This window comes from Streptomyces sp. NPDC001135 (genome assembly GCF_053598395.1).
In genome coordinates this window covers 69,831-85,109 of the sequence record NZ_JBSFKD010000016.1, presented here as the reverse complement: position 1 = coordinate 85,109, position 15,279 = coordinate 69,831, and the positions used below count along the sequence as shown (strand labels likewise).

Annotated in this window: 17 protein-coding genes; 10 read left to right on the top strand and 7 right to left on the bottom strand. The window is 71.9% G+C overall.

Going from position 1 to position 15,279, the window contains the following annotated elements:
- Positions 1 to 59 precede the first annotated feature (59 nt).
- Positions 60 to 1,712 carry a serine/threonine-protein kinase gene (locus ACWC94_RS20700; RefSeq protein ID WP_450798243.1) on the top strand — a complete coding sequence of 551 codons (1,653 nt, stop codon included), beginning with the start codon at positions 60 to 62 and terminating at the stop codon, positions 1,710 to 1,712.
- Here the strand turns inward: ACWC94_RS20700 and ACWC94_RS20695 are convergent.
- Both ACWC94_RS20695 and ACWC94_RS20690 read right to left on the bottom strand, forming a co-directional pair.
- A complete protein-coding gene (locus ACWC94_RS20695; RefSeq protein WP_450798242.1) occupies positions 1,709 to 2,023 on the bottom strand; it encodes an AzlD domain-containing protein in 315 nt (104 codons plus the stop codon). The genes ACWC94_RS20700 and ACWC94_RS20695 overlap by 4 nt on opposite strands.
- On the bottom strand, positions 2,020 to 2,709 hold the full coding sequence (locus ACWC94_RS20690) for an AzlC family ABC transporter permease (protein ID WP_450798241.1): 690 nt from the start codon (positions 2,707 to 2,709) through the stop codon (positions 2,020 to 2,022). The genes ACWC94_RS20695 and ACWC94_RS20690 overlap by 4 nt, the downstream gene beginning before the upstream one ends.
- A gap of 68 nt (positions 2,710 to 2,777) precedes the next feature.
- On the opposite strand from ACWC94_RS20690, the gene ACWC94_RS20685 reads away from it, so the two are divergent.
- Positions 2,778 to 3,341, top strand: a complete 564-nt coding sequence (locus ACWC94_RS20685; RefSeq protein WP_450798240.1) for a helix-turn-helix domain-containing protein — start codon at positions 2,778 to 2,780, stop codon at positions 3,339 to 3,341.
- A gap of 135 nt (positions 3,342 to 3,476) precedes the next feature.
- On the opposite strand, the gene ACWC94_RS20680 is transcribed toward ACWC94_RS20685, so the two are convergent.
- On the bottom strand, positions 3,477 to 3,680 hold the full coding sequence (locus ACWC94_RS20680; protein WP_003992177.1) for a cold-shock protein: 204 nt from the start codon (positions 3,678 to 3,680) through the stop codon (positions 3,477 to 3,479).
- Between the two features lie 297 nt (positions 3,681 to 3,977).
- Between ACWC94_RS20680 and ACWC94_RS20675 the strand changes: the two genes are divergently transcribed.
- From ACWC94_RS20675 to ACWC94_RS20650, 6 genes are all read left to right on the top strand, one after another.
- Positions 3,978 to 4,826, top strand: a complete 849-nt coding sequence (locus ACWC94_RS20675; RefSeq protein WP_450798239.1) for a menaquinone biosynthetic enzyme MqnA/MqnD family protein — start codon at positions 3,978 to 3,980, stop codon at positions 4,824 to 4,826.
- Between the two features lie 87 nt (positions 4,827 to 4,913).
- Complete coding sequence (locus ACWC94_RS20670) at positions 4,914 to 6,734, top strand: serine/threonine-protein kinase (RefSeq protein ID WP_450798238.1); 1,821 nt, start codon at positions 4,914 to 4,916, stop codon at positions 6,732 to 6,734.
- A 31-nt stretch (positions 6,735 to 6,765) separates the two neighbouring features.
- Positions 6,766 to 7,506: a prepilin peptidase gene (locus ACWC94_RS20665; RefSeq protein ID WP_450798237.1), complete on the top strand. Its 741-nt coding sequence runs from the start codon at positions 6,766 to 6,768 to the stop codon at positions 7,504 to 7,506.
- A gap of 71 nt (positions 7,507 to 7,577) precedes the next feature.
- A complete protein-coding gene (gene mqnC, locus ACWC94_RS20660; RefSeq protein WP_450798236.1) occupies positions 7,578 to 8,777 on the top strand; it encodes a cyclic dehypoxanthinyl futalosine synthase in 1,200 nt (399 codons plus the stop codon).
- Between the two features lie 16 nt (positions 8,778 to 8,793).
- Positions 8,794 to 9,399: an imidazolonepropionase-like domain-containing protein gene (locus tag ACWC94_RS20655; RefSeq protein ID WP_450798235.1), complete on the top strand. Its 606-nt coding sequence runs from the start codon at positions 8,794 to 8,796 to the stop codon at positions 9,397 to 9,399.
- Positions 9,400 to 9,471: 72 nt separating this feature from the next.
- Complete coding sequence (locus tag ACWC94_RS20650; RefSeq protein ID WP_450798234.1) at positions 9,472 to 10,167, top strand: demethylmenaquinone methyltransferase; 696 nt, start codon at positions 9,472 to 9,474, stop codon at positions 10,165 to 10,167.
- 24 nt (positions 10,168 to 10,191) lie between these two features.
- Here ACWC94_RS20650 and ACWC94_RS20645 read toward each other — a convergent pair whose 3' ends face one another.
- Positions 10,192 to 10,500 (bottom strand): PASTA domain-containing protein, encoded by a 309-nt coding sequence (locus ACWC94_RS20645; RefSeq protein WP_450798233.1) that lies wholly within the window; start codon positions 10,498 to 10,500, stop codon positions 10,192 to 10,194.
- A 109-nt stretch (positions 10,501 to 10,609) separates the two neighbouring features.
- On the bottom strand, positions 10,610 to 11,140 hold the full coding sequence (locus tag ACWC94_RS20640) for a GNAT family N-acetyltransferase (protein WP_450798232.1): 531 nt from the start codon (positions 11,138 to 11,140) through the stop codon (positions 10,610 to 10,612).
- Between the two features lie 98 nt (positions 11,141 to 11,238).
- Here ACWC94_RS20640 and ACWC94_RS20635 point away from each other — a divergent pair, with 98 nt between their 5' ends.
- The gene (locus ACWC94_RS20635) at positions 11,239 to 12,555 is read left to right on the top strand and encodes a geranylgeranyl reductase family protein (RefSeq protein ID WP_450798230.1); all 1,317 of its coding nucleotides are present in this window, start codon (positions 11,239 to 11,241) and stop codon (positions 12,553 to 12,555) included.
- A gap of 16 nt (positions 12,556 to 12,571) precedes the next feature.
- Here the strand turns inward: ACWC94_RS20635 and def are convergent, their stop codons facing one another.
- Positions 12,572 to 13,198 carry a peptide deformylase gene (gene def / locus ACWC94_RS20630; RefSeq protein ID WP_450798228.1) on the bottom strand — a complete coding sequence of 209 codons (627 nt, stop codon included), beginning with the start codon at positions 13,196 to 13,198 and terminating at the stop codon, positions 12,572 to 12,574.
- A gap of 149 nt (positions 13,199 to 13,347) precedes the next feature.
- Positions 13,348 to 14,160, bottom strand: a complete 813-nt coding sequence (locus ACWC94_RS20625) for a C40 family peptidase (protein WP_450798227.1) — start codon at positions 14,158 to 14,160, stop codon at positions 13,348 to 13,350.
- Positions 14,161 to 14,911: 751 nt separating this feature from the next.
- Here ACWC94_RS20625 and ACWC94_RS20620 point away from each other — a divergent pair.
- The gene (locus ACWC94_RS20620; protein ID WP_003992243.1) at positions 14,912 to 15,271 is read left to right on the top strand and encodes an NADH-quinone oxidoreductase subunit A; all 360 of its coding nucleotides are present in this window, start codon (positions 14,912 to 14,914) and stop codon (positions 15,269 to 15,271) included.
- Positions 15,272 to 15,279 lie beyond the last annotated feature (8 nt).

Sequence of the window (15,279 nt, the reverse complement as noted above, 5' to 3'; positions counted from 1 at the left end):
GACAGGCCCTTTAGGCTTCTGTCGTTCGGTCAGTTGATCGGGGCGGGGGGAAAGGGCCGATGGATCAGGAGACAGATGTTTTCCAGCCACTGCAGGGGGACGATCCGCCGGTGGTGGCCGGTTACCGGCTCGCCGCGCGGCTGGGCGCGGGGGGTATGGGCCGGGTCTACCTGTCGCACACGCAGGGTGGCCGACCGGTGGCCCTCAAGGTCGTGCGGCCGGAGCTGGCCGACGATCCGGACTTCCGGCGGCGGTTCGCACGGGAGGTCAGGGCGGCCCGGCGGGTCCGGGGCGCGTACACCGCCGAGCTGATCGACGCCGACGCGGACGGCGTGCCGCCCTGGCTGGCCACGCTCTACGTGCCGGGGCCGTCGCTGGCGGAGGCCGTGGCCCGGCGCGGACCGCTGCCGGTGCCGGCGGTGCTGTGGCTGATGGCGGGGGTGGCGGAGGCGCTGCAGGCCATCCACGCCGAGGGCATCGTGCACCGGGACCTGAAGCCGTCGAACGTGCTGCTGGCCGCCGACGGGCCACGCGTGATCGACTTCGGGATCGCGCTGGCCGCCGACGGGACGTCGTACACGGCGACCGGAAACACCATCGGCACGCCCGCGTTCATGGCCCCGGAGCAGGCGTCCGGGGACGAGGTCACGACGGCGACCGATGTCTTCGCGCTCGGTCAGACGGCGGCGTTCGCGGCGTTGGGCAGGCCGCTCTACGGCGACGGCTCGGGCGTCAACATGCTGTACCGCATCGTGCACTCCGCACCCGACCTGTCCCTGCTGCCCGAGCCGCTGCGGCCGCTCTTCGCCCGCTGCCTGGCCTCGGACCCGGCCGAACGGGCCACGGCGGCGGAGGTCGTGGAGTGGTGCCGGCAGCGGCTGGGGGCGGACGCCGGAGCGGGCGGGGGACCGGCCGTGTGGCGGGAGATCACCGGGCCGGAGGTCGTGGTCCCGGCGCCGGTGCCCGACCCCACCCCGGTCTCCCCGCAGCCGCTGATCGGGTACCCGCGGTCGCCGGCCGGGTGGCCGCAGCCGACGGCGGAGCAGCGCAAGGCCCGCAGGCGGCGTGCCGCGCTGGTCACGGCCGCCGGTGTGGCGGGGGGCGCGCTGCTGGTGGCGGCCCTGGCGTGGTGGGTGATGGACGCCGAGAACAGGCCCGGTGGCCGGGACGCGGCGGGCTCCAGGACGTCCGCCACGGGGCCGGCGGCACGGTCGTCGGCGTCCGCGCCGGGCTCCTCCTCGCATGCGCCGGACCCGTCGGGGCGCGGGGCCGGTGACGGGTCCGGCAGCGCGTCCGGGGGCGGGGCGTCCTCGTCGGCGTCGCCCCAGGACCCGCGGCCGGAGGGCTTCGCCCCGGTGCAGCTGGACGCGAAGACCTCGTTGAGCCTCAGGGACAAGGAGCCCGCACGGGAGGACCGCAAGGGTGACATCCGCTTCGACTGCCGGTCGCTCGGGTGTGAGCTGACGAGCGACAGCGCCGTCTTCGTCCAGATGTGGGGTGCGCACGGCACCACCCTCGACGAGTGCCGGCTCATACTCGGCAGCGCCAAGAAGCACAGTTGGACGCTGGCCGGGGCGGCGGCCGGCACCGAGTTCTGCATCAAGGACACCGAGGGCGACATCGGACTGTACGTGATCCAGACCAAGTCCACCGCGCTCCCGGACATCGCCTTCCTGCAGGGAGACCTGACGATCTGGCGGAAGGCGGCCTAGCCCACCCCGGCCAGCCGCAGCAGCGCGGCCGTCACCGCCGCGCCCAGCACCACCACCGCGAACGGTGCCCGGCGCCAGGCCAGCAGGCCGCCGACCAGGACCCCGGCGGGCCGGGCCCAGCCCGCGAATCCGCCGGACTCCGTCAGCGCGCCGGTGGCCAGGAGGGCGACGAGCAGCACCACCGCCCCGGCCGAGGCCAGTTCCTGCGCCCGGGCCGGTATCTGGACCCGCCCGTGCAGCACCGGCCCCACCAGCCGGAAGGCGTAGGTGCCCAGGGCCAGCGCGATGATCACGAGGACGGTGGCGTTCATACGGCGGCCTCCACGGGCTGACGGCGATGCAGGAAGAGCCCGGCCAGGGCGAGCAGCACCGGCACTCCGGCGGGTACGGCGGGCGTCGCCGCGAGGGCGATGACGGCGCCGAGCACGGCACACCGCCGTACCGTCGCGTCCCCGCGCAGCTGGGGCAGCACCAGCGCGACCAGCACGGCGGGGAACGCGGCGTCGAGCCCGTACCGGGCCGTGTCGCCCAGCGCGCCGCCGGCGAGCGCGCCCGCCAGCACCCCGGTGTTCCACACGGCGAACAGCCCGAGCCCGGAGATCCAGAACGCCCGCCGCTGCCGTACCGGGTCGGGCTGGGCGAGGGCGAAGGCGACCGTCTCGTCGGTGACCAGGTGGGCGCCGAGGAAACGGGCCGCCCGTCCGGTCCCGAGGATCTCGGCCACGGCCAGGCTGAACGCGGCTGTGCGGGTGTTCAGCAGCAGTCCGGTCGCCGCGGCGGCGATCGGGCCGACCCCGGCGAGCAGCACTCCCACCGCGCTGAACTGGGCCGATCCGGCGTACACCACCACGGACATCAGGACCGGCACCCACACCGGCAGCCCGCCCGCGACCGAGACGGCGCCGAAGGAGACGCCGACGACACCGCTGGCCAGCCAGACGAGTGAACTGTCGCGAACCAGGGAACGGTCACTGGGTGTTCGGAGAAGCGAACGCATGTTTTCTACAATGGACAGCGAACGCCCTGTCCGTCAAGGCGAACGATCATACCGATGGAGCGAACGACATGTCCGAGCCCCCCGCCCGGCTCCCCCGGGAGTGGATCGCCGCGTCGCTCAAGCGTGAGCGCGCCCGTACCGGCCTGTCCCTGTCCGAGCTGGCCAAACGCGCCGGAATCGCGAAGTCCACGCTCTCCCAGCTGGAGGCGGCGAGCGGCAATCCCAACGTGGAGACGCTCTGGGCGCTCGCGGTCGCGCTGGGGGTGCCGTTCAGCGCGCTGGTGGAGCCGCCGGTGCCGAGCGTCCAGGTGATCCGGGCCGGTGAGGGGCCGGCGGTCGCCTCGGCGCAGGCGACGTATGCCGCCACCCTGCTGTCCGCGAGCCCCCCTTCGGTCCGGCGGGACATCTACCGCCTGAGCGCCGAGCCCGGGGCGGCCCGCGTGTCGGAACCGCACATCCCTGGCACCGTCGAGCATCTGATCGTGAGCTCCGGCCGGGTGAAGGCGGGCCCGGCGGGGGAGGAAGCCGAACTCGGTGCCGGGGATTACATGACCTATAGGGGAGATGTGCCGCACTCCTACGAGGCGCTGGAGCCGGGCACGACGTTCGTTCTCGTCATGCAGCACACGTAGGGAATTCGCACAGAATTCACCGACGGCCGGGGGGTGTCGGGGGCCGGAGGCCGGGAGGGAAAGGCAGGAGCCCCGTCGCCGGAACGGCGCGGGGCTCCTTGGGTACTGCTCTCAGGTTCTGCGATCAGGCAGTGATCAGACGGGGGTGACGTTCTCCGCCTGCGGACCCTTCGGGCCCTGCGTCACGTCAAAGCTCACCTGCTGGTTCTCCTCGAGGGAGCGGAAGCCGGAGGCGTTGATCGCGGAGTAGTGAACGAAGACGTCGGGGCCGCCGCCCTCCTGGGCGATGAAGCCAAAGCCCTTTTCGGCGTTGAACCACTTCACGGTTCCGGTAGCCATAAGCCCTCCTTGGGCTCAAAAGGGTTGCCCTGCTCCAGAACCTGCACGTGCGAAACGGTGCTGCACAACTGCATTCGTCTGAAAACGACGAGAGCCCGCGGTCACATGCTCCGCAGGCTCTGTACTGCAAGGGAAACCAAACTGCAACTTGCGGCAAGCCTAGCATCCGGGCAGCCGAAAGCAATAGGGGTCAAGATCACGTCACCCGGATGTTTGAACGGCCGTTGGGCCATTTGACGGCGCGGCGACGGTGGGGCCGGTCCGGGCACCGTACCGCAGGGGGTCTAGTGTCCCGATGTGGACAATTCTCGCACCCGGCCGCGCGTCGGCCACATCCAGTTCCTGAACTGCCTGCCCCTGTACTGGGGGCTCGCGAGAACCGGCACCCTCCTCGACTTCGAGCTGACCAAGGACACCCCGGAGAAGCTCAGCGAGCAGCTCGTGCGCGGCGACCTCGACATCGGCCCCGTCACCCTCGTCGAGTTTCTGAAGAACGCCGACGACCTGGTCGCCTTCCCGGACATCGCCGTCGGGTGCGACGGCCCGGTGATGTCCTGTGTGATCGTCTCGCAGGTCCCGCTGGACCGGCTGGACGGCTGCCGGGTCGCCCTCGGCTCGACCTCCCGCACCTCGGTCCGCCTCGCCCAGCTCCTCCTGGCCGACCGCTACGGCGTCCGGCCCGACTACTACACCTGCCCGCCCGACCTCAGCCTGATGATGCAGGAGGCGGACGCGGCGGTCCTGATCGGCGACGCGGCACTGCGGGCGAACCTGCTGGACGGCCCGCGCTACGGCCTGGAGGTCCACGACCTCGGTGCGCTCTGGAAGGAGTGGACCGGCCTGCCGTTCGTCTTCGCGGTCTGGGCGGCCCGCCGCGACTACGCCGACCGCGAGCCGGACATCACCCGCCAGGTCCACGAGGCCTTCCTCGCATCCCGCAACCTCTCCCTGGAGGAGGTCGCCAAGGTCGCCGAACAGGCCGCCCGCTGGGAGGCCTTCGACGAGGCGACCCTCGCGCAGTACTTCACCACCCTCGACTTCAGCTTCGGCTCCCCGCAGCTGGAGGCGGTCGCCGAGTTCGCCCGCCGCGTCGGCCCGACCACCGGCTTCCCGGCGGACGTGAAGGTGGACCTGCTGCGTCGGTGACCACGCGTCACTAGGCTGAGGGCGACAGGCCCGGACACGGGCCTCGGGTACGGGCCTTGGGGCCGGAGGCGTTGGGGGGAGCGCGCCATGCAGCCGCTGGACGTGGACGAGCCGGCCACCGTCGGCCCCTACCGGCTGCTCGGCCGGCTCGGCGCCGGCGGGATGGGCCGGGTCTACCTCGGCCGCAGCGCGGGCGGCCGTACGGTCGCGGTGAAGATCGTGCACCCGCACTTCGCCCTGGACGAGGAGTTCCGCGCCCGCTTCCGGCGCGAGGTGGCGGCCGCCCGCCGGGTCGGCGGCGCCTGGACCGCGCCCGTCCTGGACGCGGACCCGGACGCCCCGGTGCCCTGGGTCGCCACCGCCTACGCGGCCGGCCCCTCCCTCGCCGCGGCCGTCACCGACACCGGCCCGCTGCCCGCGCACACCGTGCGGGTCCTGGGCGCGGGCCTCGCCGAGGCGCTGACGGCCGTACACGAACGCGGGCTCGTGCACCGGGACGTGAAGCCGTCCAACGTCCTGCTGACCCTGGACGGACCGCTGCTGATCGACTTCGGTATCGCGCGGGCCATGGACGGTACGGCGTCCCTGACGTCCACCGGAGTCTCGATCGGCTCCCCGGGTTACATGTCACCCGAGCAGATCCTCGGCAAGGGCGTCACGGGTGCGGCCGACGTCTTCTCCCTCGGCGCGGTCCTCGTCCACGCGGCCACGGGAGAAGCGCCCTTCCGCGGGGACTCCTCGGCCGCGCTGCTCTACAAGGTCGTGCACGAGGAGCCCGAACTCGGCTTGCTCGACGGTGAGGTGCGCGAGATCGCCGCGGCCTGCCTGGCCAAGGACCCGGCGGCTCGGCCCGCACCCGCCGACGTGAGCCGACGGCTCGCCCCCGAAGGCGCCACCCGACTGGTCGCCGGCGGCTGGCTGCCGGGCCCCCTGGTGGAACAGGTCAGCCGCAGCGCCGTCCGCCTGCTCAACCTGGACACGGGGGAGACGGCGCGGTCGGGCCCGGTGGCCTTCGACCGGCCGGCGGTGACGGGGGCACCGACACCGGCGTCGGCGGCCGACGCGGCCCCTGCCTCCGCCCCTGCCTCCGCCCCTGCCGAGCCGGCCTCCTTCACCGGAGCCGGCGCTTTCGGGCCCGCGCCCGTGATGCGTCCGCAGGGCCCTGGCGCGCCGGATCCTTCCGGTACGGCGGGCGGTGCGGCCGGGGCGGCTCCGGGGGGCGCGACCGGTGCGGCCGGGGTTTCCCCGGAGTCCGCGACCGGCGTGGACGGCGTGCCGCCCGGGGTGCCGACCGTCGTGCCCGAGCCGCGGGACGCGCCGCCGTCCGGCCGGGTCTCCGTCAGCGTGGCGGCGGCCTCCGCACCGGCGGCGGGCGGCCGCGGTCGCCGGCTGAGCTGCACGGTGGTGCTGGCGTTCGCCGGAGCGCTGGCCGTGGTGTCCCTGGTACTCGGCGCGGTGCTGCGGCCCTGGTTCCAGAACGACACCGACGCGGGCGCGGGCAGCGCCCCCCGTTCCCCGGCGCCGAGCGCGGCGTACAGCAGCGCCCCCGGCGGGGGATCCGGTGCGATCCCGGCCCGCTACCTCGGCACCTGGGAAGGACAGGGCACCGAACTCGGACTGCCCGCCGGCACCTTCCGGATCACCGTCCACCAGGCTGCCGTGGGCCAGGAGTTGGGGCGGCTCCGGAACACCGACCAGATCGGCGGCGTGTGCACGGACGTCCTCACCCTGAAGAAGGTGACGAAGTCCCGGCTCCTGGCGACCTCGGTGGGCGCGGAGGACAACCCCGGGCACTGTGTGGCCGGCCCGCGCCAGGTCGAACTGACCCCGGTCGGCGACGACCTGCGGTTCACTTCGGACAGCGCGGCCGAGGGCAACGCGCGGGCCCGCATGTCGAAGGTCGGATGAGGACCGTGAGCGCGAGGGGAGGCGGGACGCGATGAGTACGGGGGCGCTGATGGCCGCCGCCGCGCTGTGGGGCGCCCTGGCGGGCACGCTGCTGCCCCGCGCCGCCTACCGCTTCGCCGTCCCCTCCGGTGAACCGTGGCGGGACCACTGCCCGGACGGCCACCCGCTGCGGGGCTGGATCGGCCGGACGGGGTGCGGCGCGTGCGGAGGAGGGAAGCCGGGCCGGCGACTGCGCACGGAGGTGCTCCCTGCCGTCCTCGCCACCGCCCTGGCGTGCGCCGCTCTCGCCGCCGCCACCGGCACCCGGCCGGAACTGGCGGTCTGGCTGCTGCTCGCGCCCGTCGCGGTGCTGCTGGCCCTGGTCGACGTCCGGGTGCAGCGGCTGCCCGACCCGCTGACCCTGCCCCTCGCCGGGTCCGCCCTCGCCCTGCTGGGCCTCGCCGCGCTGCTGCCCGAGCACGCCGGCCACTGGCCCACCGCCCTGTACGGAGCCCTCGCGCTCGGCGCCGGCTACTACGCGCTGTACCGCATCAACCCGGCCGGCATGGGCTTCGGCGACGTGAAGCTGGCCGTCGGCATGGGCGCCGTACTCGGCTGGTACGGCTGGCCCACGGTCCTGCTCGGCGCCTTCGCCGGCTTCCTGCTCGGCGCCCTGTACGGCGGTGCCCTCGTCGTCGTACGGCGCGCGAGCCGCACATCGGCGATCCCGTTCGGCCCGTTCCTGCTGGCCGGGGCCTTCACCGGCCTGCTGATCGGCGCGTACGCGGCCTGAGAGCGGGCCGGGGAAGTGGCTGACGTAGGCTGAGCCAGTCCGTCCACAACCCTTGACGAAAGGGACGCCCGGTGACCGAGAAGGCCGACCTCCAGTCCGTGCTCGACCGAGCCGCAGCGGGCGGACGCATCACGCCCGAGGAGGCGCTCGTCCTCTACCGCGACGCCCCGCTGCACGCCCTGGGCGCCGCCGCCGACGCCGTACGCCGCCGCATGTACGCGGGTGTTGAGCACATCGCGACGTACATCATCGAGCGGAACATCAACTACACGAACGTGTGCGTCACGGCGTGCAAGTTCTGCGCCTTCTACGCGGCCCCCAAGGACAAGGACAAGGGCTGGACCCGCGACCTCGACGACATCCTGCGCCGCTGCGCGGAGACCGTCGAACTGGGCGGCACCCAGATCATGTTCCAGGGCGGCCACCACCCGGACTACGGCGTCGAGTACTACGAGAAGCACTTCCGGGCCATCAAGGAAGCCTTCCCGCAGCTCGTCATCCACTCCCTGGGCGCGTCCGAGGTCGAGCACATGGCCCGTATCTCCGGTGTGTCGGTCGAGGAGGCCATCACCCGGATCCACGAGGCCGGCCTGGACTCCTTCGCGGGCGCCGGCGCGGAACTGCTCCCCGAGCGCCCCCGCAAGGCCATCGCGCCCCTCAAGGAGTCCGGCGAGCGCTGGCTGGAGATCATGGAGTCCGCGCACCGGCTGGGCGTGGAGTCCACCTCCACCATGCTGATGGGCACCGGCGAGACCAACGCCGAGCGGATCGAGCACCTGCGGATGATCCGGGACGTACAGGACCGCACGGGCGGCTTCCGCGCGTTCATCCCGTACACCTACCAGCCCGAGAACAACCACCTGAAGGGCCGGACGCAGGCGACGCTCTTCGAGTACCTGCGCATGATCGCCATCGCCCGCCTCTTCCTGGACAACGTCCGGCACATCCAGGGCTCGTGGCTGACCACGGGCAAGGAGGTCGGCCAGCTGTCGCTGCACTACGGCGCGGACGACCTCGGCTCGATCATGCTGGAGGAGAACGTGGTCTCCTCGGCCGGTGCCAAGCACCGCTCCAACCGCCTGGAGATCATCGACCTGATCCGCAAGGCGGGCCGCGTCCCGGCACAGCGCGCCACGACGTACGAGCACCTCCTCGTCCACGACGACCCGGCGAACGACCCCGTCGACGAGCGGGTCATGTCCCACATCTCGTCGACGGCCATCGAGGGTGGCACGGCCCACCCCGAACTGAAGCTGCTGGCGTCGAACTAGTCGAACCAGCGGCGCCTTGCTGACCGTTCACGCCGACTCCAGGGGCCACGCCCTCGCCGTCGAGGGCGAGTGGATCGCGGCTGCCGGCCCCCTCGAGGAGCTCGCCGCCGCGTACCCGCACGCGCGCGTGCGCACCTGGCCCGGCATCCTCACGTCCGGATTCGTCAACCTCCACGGCAACGAGCTGCTGGAGGAGGCGTACCACCCGGATCCCCGGGAGGCCGACACCCTCGGCGCCGAGCCGCTGACCGGCGACGCGCTGACCGCGCTCGCGCTCGACGACGCCCGCTGGGGCGCGAGCGCCCGGCGCGGCGTGCAGCGCATGCTGGCGCACGGCACGGTCGCGGCGGCCTGCGAACCGCTGCGCAACCGCGCGGTCCAGGACGCCGTGCGGCGCACCGGACTGGGGATCGTGGGCCGACTGGGCCGACCCGGCGGAGCGCCCTCCCTCGACCCCTTGGCGTCCGGCCTTGAACCCATGCGCCCACCCGCGCGTGAGCCCGGCTCCGCGGCCCGCTTCGCGGTCTTCGACGTCCACGACGAGGCGGAACTCGCCGAGCGGGGCGCGGGGACATGCGTGGCGACGGTGCTGGCGGGCCGCCTGGTGTTCAGGCGCCGATAGCTCCGCCGGAGGCAACGCGGCACGCGAGAAGCCGACGCTCCCGCCGTGAGACCGGGCTGCAACAATGGGCGGGTGACCCGCGCTTCCCTGAACAAGCAGCCGCACGAAGTCGCCTCGATGTTCGACGACGTGGCGGAACGGTACGACCTGACGAACGACGTGCTGTCGCTCGGCCAGGACCGGCGCTGGCGCAAGGAGGTGGCGAAGGCGGTCGACGCGCGCCCCGCGCAGAAGATCCTCGACCTGGCGGCCGGTACGGCCACCTCCTCGCTGCCCTTCGCGCGCACGGGCGCGTACGTCGTCCCCTGCGACTTCTCCCTCGGGATGCTCCAGGTCGGCAAGAGGAAGCACACCTGGCTGCCCTTCACGGCCGGCGACGCGACCAGGCTGCCGTTCAAGGACGACACCTTCGACGCCGTGACGATCTCCTTCGGGCTGCGCAACGTCCAGGACACGGACGCGGCCCTGCGGGAGATGTACCGGGTGACCCGGCCCGGCGGACGCGTGGTGATCTGCGAGTTCTCGCACCCGACCTGGGCGCCGTTCCGCACCGTCTACACCGAGTACCTGATGCGCGCGCTGCCGCCGGCCGCCCGTGCGGTCTCCTCGAACCCGGACGCCTACGTCTACCTCGCCGAGACCATCCGCGCCTGGCCCGACCAGCCCGCCCTGGCCGAGCGGCTGGGCAAGGCGGGCTGGTCGAAGGTGGCCTGGCGCAACCTCACCGGCGGTGTGGTCGCGCTGCACCGGGGCTTCAAGGAGAGCTGAGCCCCCTTCTCCCGGGCGGCGGGCTCAGCGGTCGATCATCTCGAAGGCGTCACCGGGCTCACCGAGTTCGCGTCGGAGTCCACCCGTGGGCGGCCGTGGGATGCGGGGCTCGCGCACGCCTCCGCCGCCCTCTCCCTCACCGAAGTCGAACCACACGTACACCATCGACTCCCGCGGCACCTCGGCGCCGGGCTGCGGGTACTGGCGTACGACGTAGTCGACGACCGTGAGGTGGAAGTCCGGGCGGTCCGGCGCGTTGAGGAGGAGGCCCCGCGCCCGGGCCGTTTCGCGCGCGTCCACGGCCATCAGTCCGACCAGCCGCGGTACGCGCACTTCGGGTGTTTTGGGTGTTATACGCACAGATGTCACCCCCAGCGGTACTGGAAGGGTAACTCCCGTGCGCCCGGGCCGGAAGGAGTTGGTGTCTTTCTGTAACAGACGACTACGCTGCGTTATCCGCGCGGGTGTTGAGGGCGAGCCGGAAGCAGAGCGCCGCCTCGTCCAGCGTGGGATGCGGGTAGGTCTCCGCCGGCCGCATGCCGAGCCGCCGGGTCACCGCGATCGACCGCTCGTTGCCCGGCCGGACCATCGCCACCACCTCCGGCACCCCGGCCGCCCGCACCCGCTCCAGCGTCTCGCGCGCGGCCGCGGTGACGTACCCCTTGCCCCAGTGCGCCCGGCCCAGCCGCCAGCCGATCTCGATCTCGCCGACCGGCCCCCAGCCGGGCCGCCAGGGCTGGGCCCCGGTGAAGCCGATGACCTCCCCGGACCCGTCCAGCAGGGTCCACAGGCAGAAGCCGCGTTCCGCGTCGTGCCGCCGCTGGCGCGCGGTGAGCTCCTCGTAGACGGACAGCGCCGCCGGCCTGCCGCCGTAGAACTCCATGACCTCGGGGTCGTCGAAGACCCGGTGCCAGGCGATCGCGTCCTCGTGGGTGGGGACGCGCAGCCGTACCGCGGGGAGGGGTCGGTTCACAGGACAGCCCTTCAGCCGGGTGATCAATTCTGCTGAATAGACTGCCCATGTCCAGTGCCGGTCGGCACGCAGATTTCGAACCTTGGGGAGATCCCGCCGTGACCGTCGAGACCGAGCCCCACTCCGAGCGAGTCCCCGAGCCCTTCTCCGAGAACACCGCGGACGTCATCGTCGTCGGCGCGGGCCCGGCCGGCTCCACGACCGCGTACCACCTCGCCAAGGCCGGTCTCGACGTCCTGCTCCTGGAGAAGACCGAGTTCCCGCGCGAGAAGGTCTGCGGCGACGGCCTCACCCCGCGTGCGGTGAAGCAGCTCGTGGCGATGGGCATCGACATCTCCGAGGAGGCCGGCTGGCTGCGCAACAAGGGCCTGCGCATCATCGGCGGCGGTGTCCGCCTCCAGCTGGACTGGCCGGAACTGGCCTCCTTCCCCAACTACGGACTGGTCCGCAAGCGCGACGACTTCGACGAGCAGCTCGCCCGCAACGCCCAGAAGGCGGGGGCGCGGCTGTACGAGCGCTGCAACGTGAGCGGCCCGGTCATCGACGACCGCACCGGCCGCATCACCGGCGTCACCGCCAGACTCGGCGAGGAGAAGCGCGAGGTCACCTTCCACGCGCCCCTGGTGGTGGCCGCCGACGGCAACTCCACCCGCCTGTCCCTGGCGATGGGCCTGCACCGCCGCGAGGACCGCCCGATGGGCGTCGCGGTCCGGACGTACTTCGAGAGCCCCCGTCACGACGACGACTACCTGGAGTCCTGGCTGGAACTGTGGGACCGCCGAGGCCCCCAGGACCGTCTGCTGCCCGGCTACGGCTGGATCTTCGGCATGGGCGACGGCACGTCGAACGTGGGCCTGGGCGTGCTGAACACCTCCGCCGCCTTCAAGGAGCTGGACTGGCGCGAGATCCTCAAGGCCTGGTGCGCCTCCATGCCGGAGGACTGGGGCTACACCCCGGAGAACATGACCGGCCCGATCCGCGGCGCCGCCCTCCCCATGGCCTTCAACCGCCAGCCGCACTACACGCGCGGCCTGCTGCTCGTCGGCGACGCCGGCGGCCTGGTGAACCCCTTCAACGGCGAGGGCATCGCCTACGCCATGGAGTCCGGCCAGATCGCCGCCGACGTCATCGTCCAGGCCCACGCGCGGGCCACGCCCGCCCAGCGCGAGATCGCCCTGCAGCGCTACCCGCGTGTCCTCAAGGACACCTACGGCGGGTACTACACCCTCGGCCGCGCCTTCGTGAAGCTCATCGGCAACCCGAAGGTCATGCAGATCGCCGCCCAGCGCGGCCTCACCCACCCGATGCTGATGAAGTTCACCCTCAAGCTCCTCGCGAACCTCACCGACCCCACGGGCGGCGACGCGATGGACCGCATCATCAACGGCCTGAGCAAGGTGGCCCCGAAGGCGTGAGCCCCCGCCGGGTCGGTCAGCCCCGGCTCAGTTCACCGGCCCGGGCGGCCCGGCGGGCGAACACCTCGTCGCGCCGGGCCGTCATCTGCCGCAGCGCGTCCTTTTTCTCCCGCTGGGAGAGCCGGTCCAGGTAGAGGTACCCGTTGGTGTGGTCGGTCTCGTGGGCGAGGCAGCGCGCGAAGTACCCCGTGCCCTCGACGACGACCGGTCGGCCGTCCTTGTCCTGCCCGCGTACGACGGCCCTGTCCGGCCGCGGTACGGCCATCACGGCACCGGGCACCGACAGGCAGCCCTCACCCTCGTCCAGCAGGCGTCGTCCGTGCGTGGGCGTTTCGAGGACCGGATTGACGATGTGCCCGACATGTCGGACACCGTCGTCATCGGGGCAGTCGTATACGAACAGCCGGAGACCGACCCCTACCTGATTCGCCGCCAGTCCCGCTCCCTCGGCGACATACAGGGTGAGGAACATGTCGTCGATGAGCGCGGCGAGGTCGGGCCCGAACTCCGTGACGTCCCGGCACGGCTTGTGCAGGACCTCCTCGCCCGCCTCGGTGATCCGGCGCACCGCACCACGCCGGGCCTCCGGGGCGTGGCGGGGGTAGTGGTCGGCGGGCCTTCCCTGTACGAACACGCGTGGCATCGCGCGGTCTCCTTCGCTCGTGGACGGACCGCCGGGCGGCGGCCCGCGCCGAGCATGTCAGGAACACCGCCCTGGCGTGCCGGGAACGCCGCAGGGCCGCTGCCCCCGAGCGGCTGCGGCCCTACGCGCGTTGAGAGGCGCGGGAGTGCTCAGAGCACCCGCACGGCGCCGGTCGGCGGGTCGTACGAGAGCGGGTGCTCCCCGACGCCACTGGAGGGGTTCTGCGCGCCGACGAACATGCCGTCGCCCACGTACACCGCGACGTGGTACGCGCTGCCCGCAGGGCCCCAGTACAGGATGTCACCCGGCTGCAGGTTGCTCAGCGACACCTGGGTGCCGGCCGTCGACTGGTCCTGGGAGACGCGGGGCAGGCTGATCCCGACCTGCTTGAACGCCGTCTGCACCAGGCCGGAGCAGTCGTACGCCGACGGGCCGGTGGCGCCGGAGACGTACGCCTTGCCGATCTGCGCCTTCACGAAGGAGATCACGGCCGCGGCCGAACCGGTGGCCGTGGACGTGCTCGTGGAGGTGCTGCCGGAGTCCGTCGTGGCGGAGAGCGTCGTGCGCTCCGCGTTGCGGGAGGCGCGCGCGGCGGCCTCCTTGCGGGCGGCCTCCTCGGCCTTCTTCTTGGCCGCGGCGGCCTTCTGCTTCGCGTCGGCGAGGTCCGCCTTGGCCTGCTTCGCGGCCTTTGCGGCGGCCGCGTCTCGCTCGGCCTGCAGCTGGTAGTTCGCGGCGGCCTGCTGGGTGGCGTCCGCGGACTTGGCCGCCTGAGCGGCCAGGTCGGCCGTCAGGGTGGGCAGTTCGAGGGTCTGCGTCACCGGCTCGGCCGCGTTCGCCGAGCCGGACGCCCCGGCGACTGCCAGGGTGCTGAGGACGCCACCGGCAACTCCGGCCCGCATCGCGAGGGTCGACGCGCTGCGGCGGGGCTTCCGGTGGCTGCGTATGTGAGCGGTGTGGGACATGGGAACAACCGGTACCAGGGGCTCCTTCATATCTTCAAGAAACGTGTGCTGCGCCACAGTTGCTCAATCGAGACCCAGAATCCCGGGCGTGTCGCTCTTTATTGACGCCGTAACGGACATAGCGGACGTCGGTGATCAAGGGCTTGATCACGGTCTTTGATCATTACGTCCGGATTGCCCCCCACCTACCACCGGTCGAGGTCGTTGGCCAAGCCCGGTTCTTAGGGATCTCTCATCAATGTGGCGGAGGTCACGGAACGGTTACCGGTGGAGGGGCGTCTCGTGCGTGCGGCGCTCGTGAACGCGTGCACGCGTCCGCACCCCCGTCCACACCGCACCCGCGCCTCCCTCTGATGTGTGAACGCCGCCCTCTACCAGGAGCCCGCGTCCAGCACCAATTTGCATGCAGCGGAAGTCTCTTGATATGGAGACGCCCTCTCCGGCCTGCAGTGACAAGCGAGAATGTCACTTCTGGTGATCAATTGAACGCTTCCCGTATGAAGATCACTCATCATCCGACTTCATGATCCTTCGTCAGGTGGTGGAGATCACAAAGCTTGTGGAATACCCCGTGTCGCAGATCACAGAGCGGCGGGCATAAGATGCGTGGCAACTGGGCTTGTGACCTGCTTCACATGTTCCCGATCTTCGCCCGGGATGACGGGGCTCGGGGGACCGGTGAGGCGGAAGTGAGCGCAGTGCACCAGTGCAACCGCCAGCAGTCAGCGCCGACTGAGAGGAGCGAGGAGCGGTGAACGCGTATGCGCCCATCCTCGTACTGGGAGCCCTCGGGGCAGGCTTTGCGATCTTCTCCGTGGTCATGGCCACGCTGATCGGTCCGAAGCGGTACAACCGCGCCAAGCTCGAGGCCTACGAGTGCGGTATCGAGCCGACCCCCACGCCGGCCGGCGGCGGGCGCTTCCCCATCAAGTACTACCTGACGGCGATGCTCTTCATCGTCTTCGACATCGAGATCGTCTTCCTCTACCCCTGGGCCGTCACCTTCGACGCCCTGGGGATCTTCGGGCTCGTGGAGATGCTGCTCTTCGTGCTCACCGTCTTCGTCGCATACGCGTACGTATGGCGGCGCGGCGGCCTGGAATGGGACTGAGGGGCCTT

Excerpts from the sequence above, each read along its gene's own strand:
- ACWC94_RS20665 (WP_450798237.1), top strand. The coding sequence starts at position 6,766 with ATGAGTACGGGGGCGCTGATGGCCGCCGCCGCGCTGTGGGGCGCCCTG.
- def (WP_450798228.1), bottom strand. The coding sequence starts at position 13,198 with ATGCCACGCGTGTTCGTACAGGGAAGGCCCGCCGACCACTACCCCCGC.
- ACWC94_RS20670 (WP_450798238.1), top strand. The coding sequence starts at position 4,914 with ATGCAGCCGCTGGACGTGGACGAGCCGGCCACCGTCGGCCCCTACCGG.
- ACWC94_RS20700 (WP_450798243.1), top strand. The coding sequence starts at position 60 with ATGGATCAGGAGACAGATGTTTTCCAGCCACTGCAGGGGGACGATCCG.
- ACWC94_RS20695 (WP_450798242.1), bottom strand. The coding sequence starts at position 2,023 with ATGAACGCCACCGTCCTCGTGATCATCGCGCTGGCCCTGGGCACCTAC.
- ACWC94_RS20685 (WP_450798240.1), top strand. The coding sequence starts at position 2,778 with ATGTCCGAGCCCCCCGCCCGGCTCCCCCGGGAGTGGATCGCCGCGTCG.
- ACWC94_RS20680 (WP_003992177.1), bottom strand. The coding sequence starts at position 3,680 with ATGGCTACCGGAACCGTGAAGTGGTTCAACGCCGAAAAGGGCTTTGGC.
- ACWC94_RS20690 (WP_450798241.1), bottom strand. The coding sequence starts at position 2,709 with ATGCGTTCGCTTCTCCGAACACCCAGTGACCGTTCCCTGGTTCGCGAC.
- ACWC94_RS20625 (WP_450798227.1), bottom strand. The coding sequence starts at position 14,160 with ATGTCCCACACCGCTCACATACGCAGCCACCGGAAGCCCCGCCGCAGC.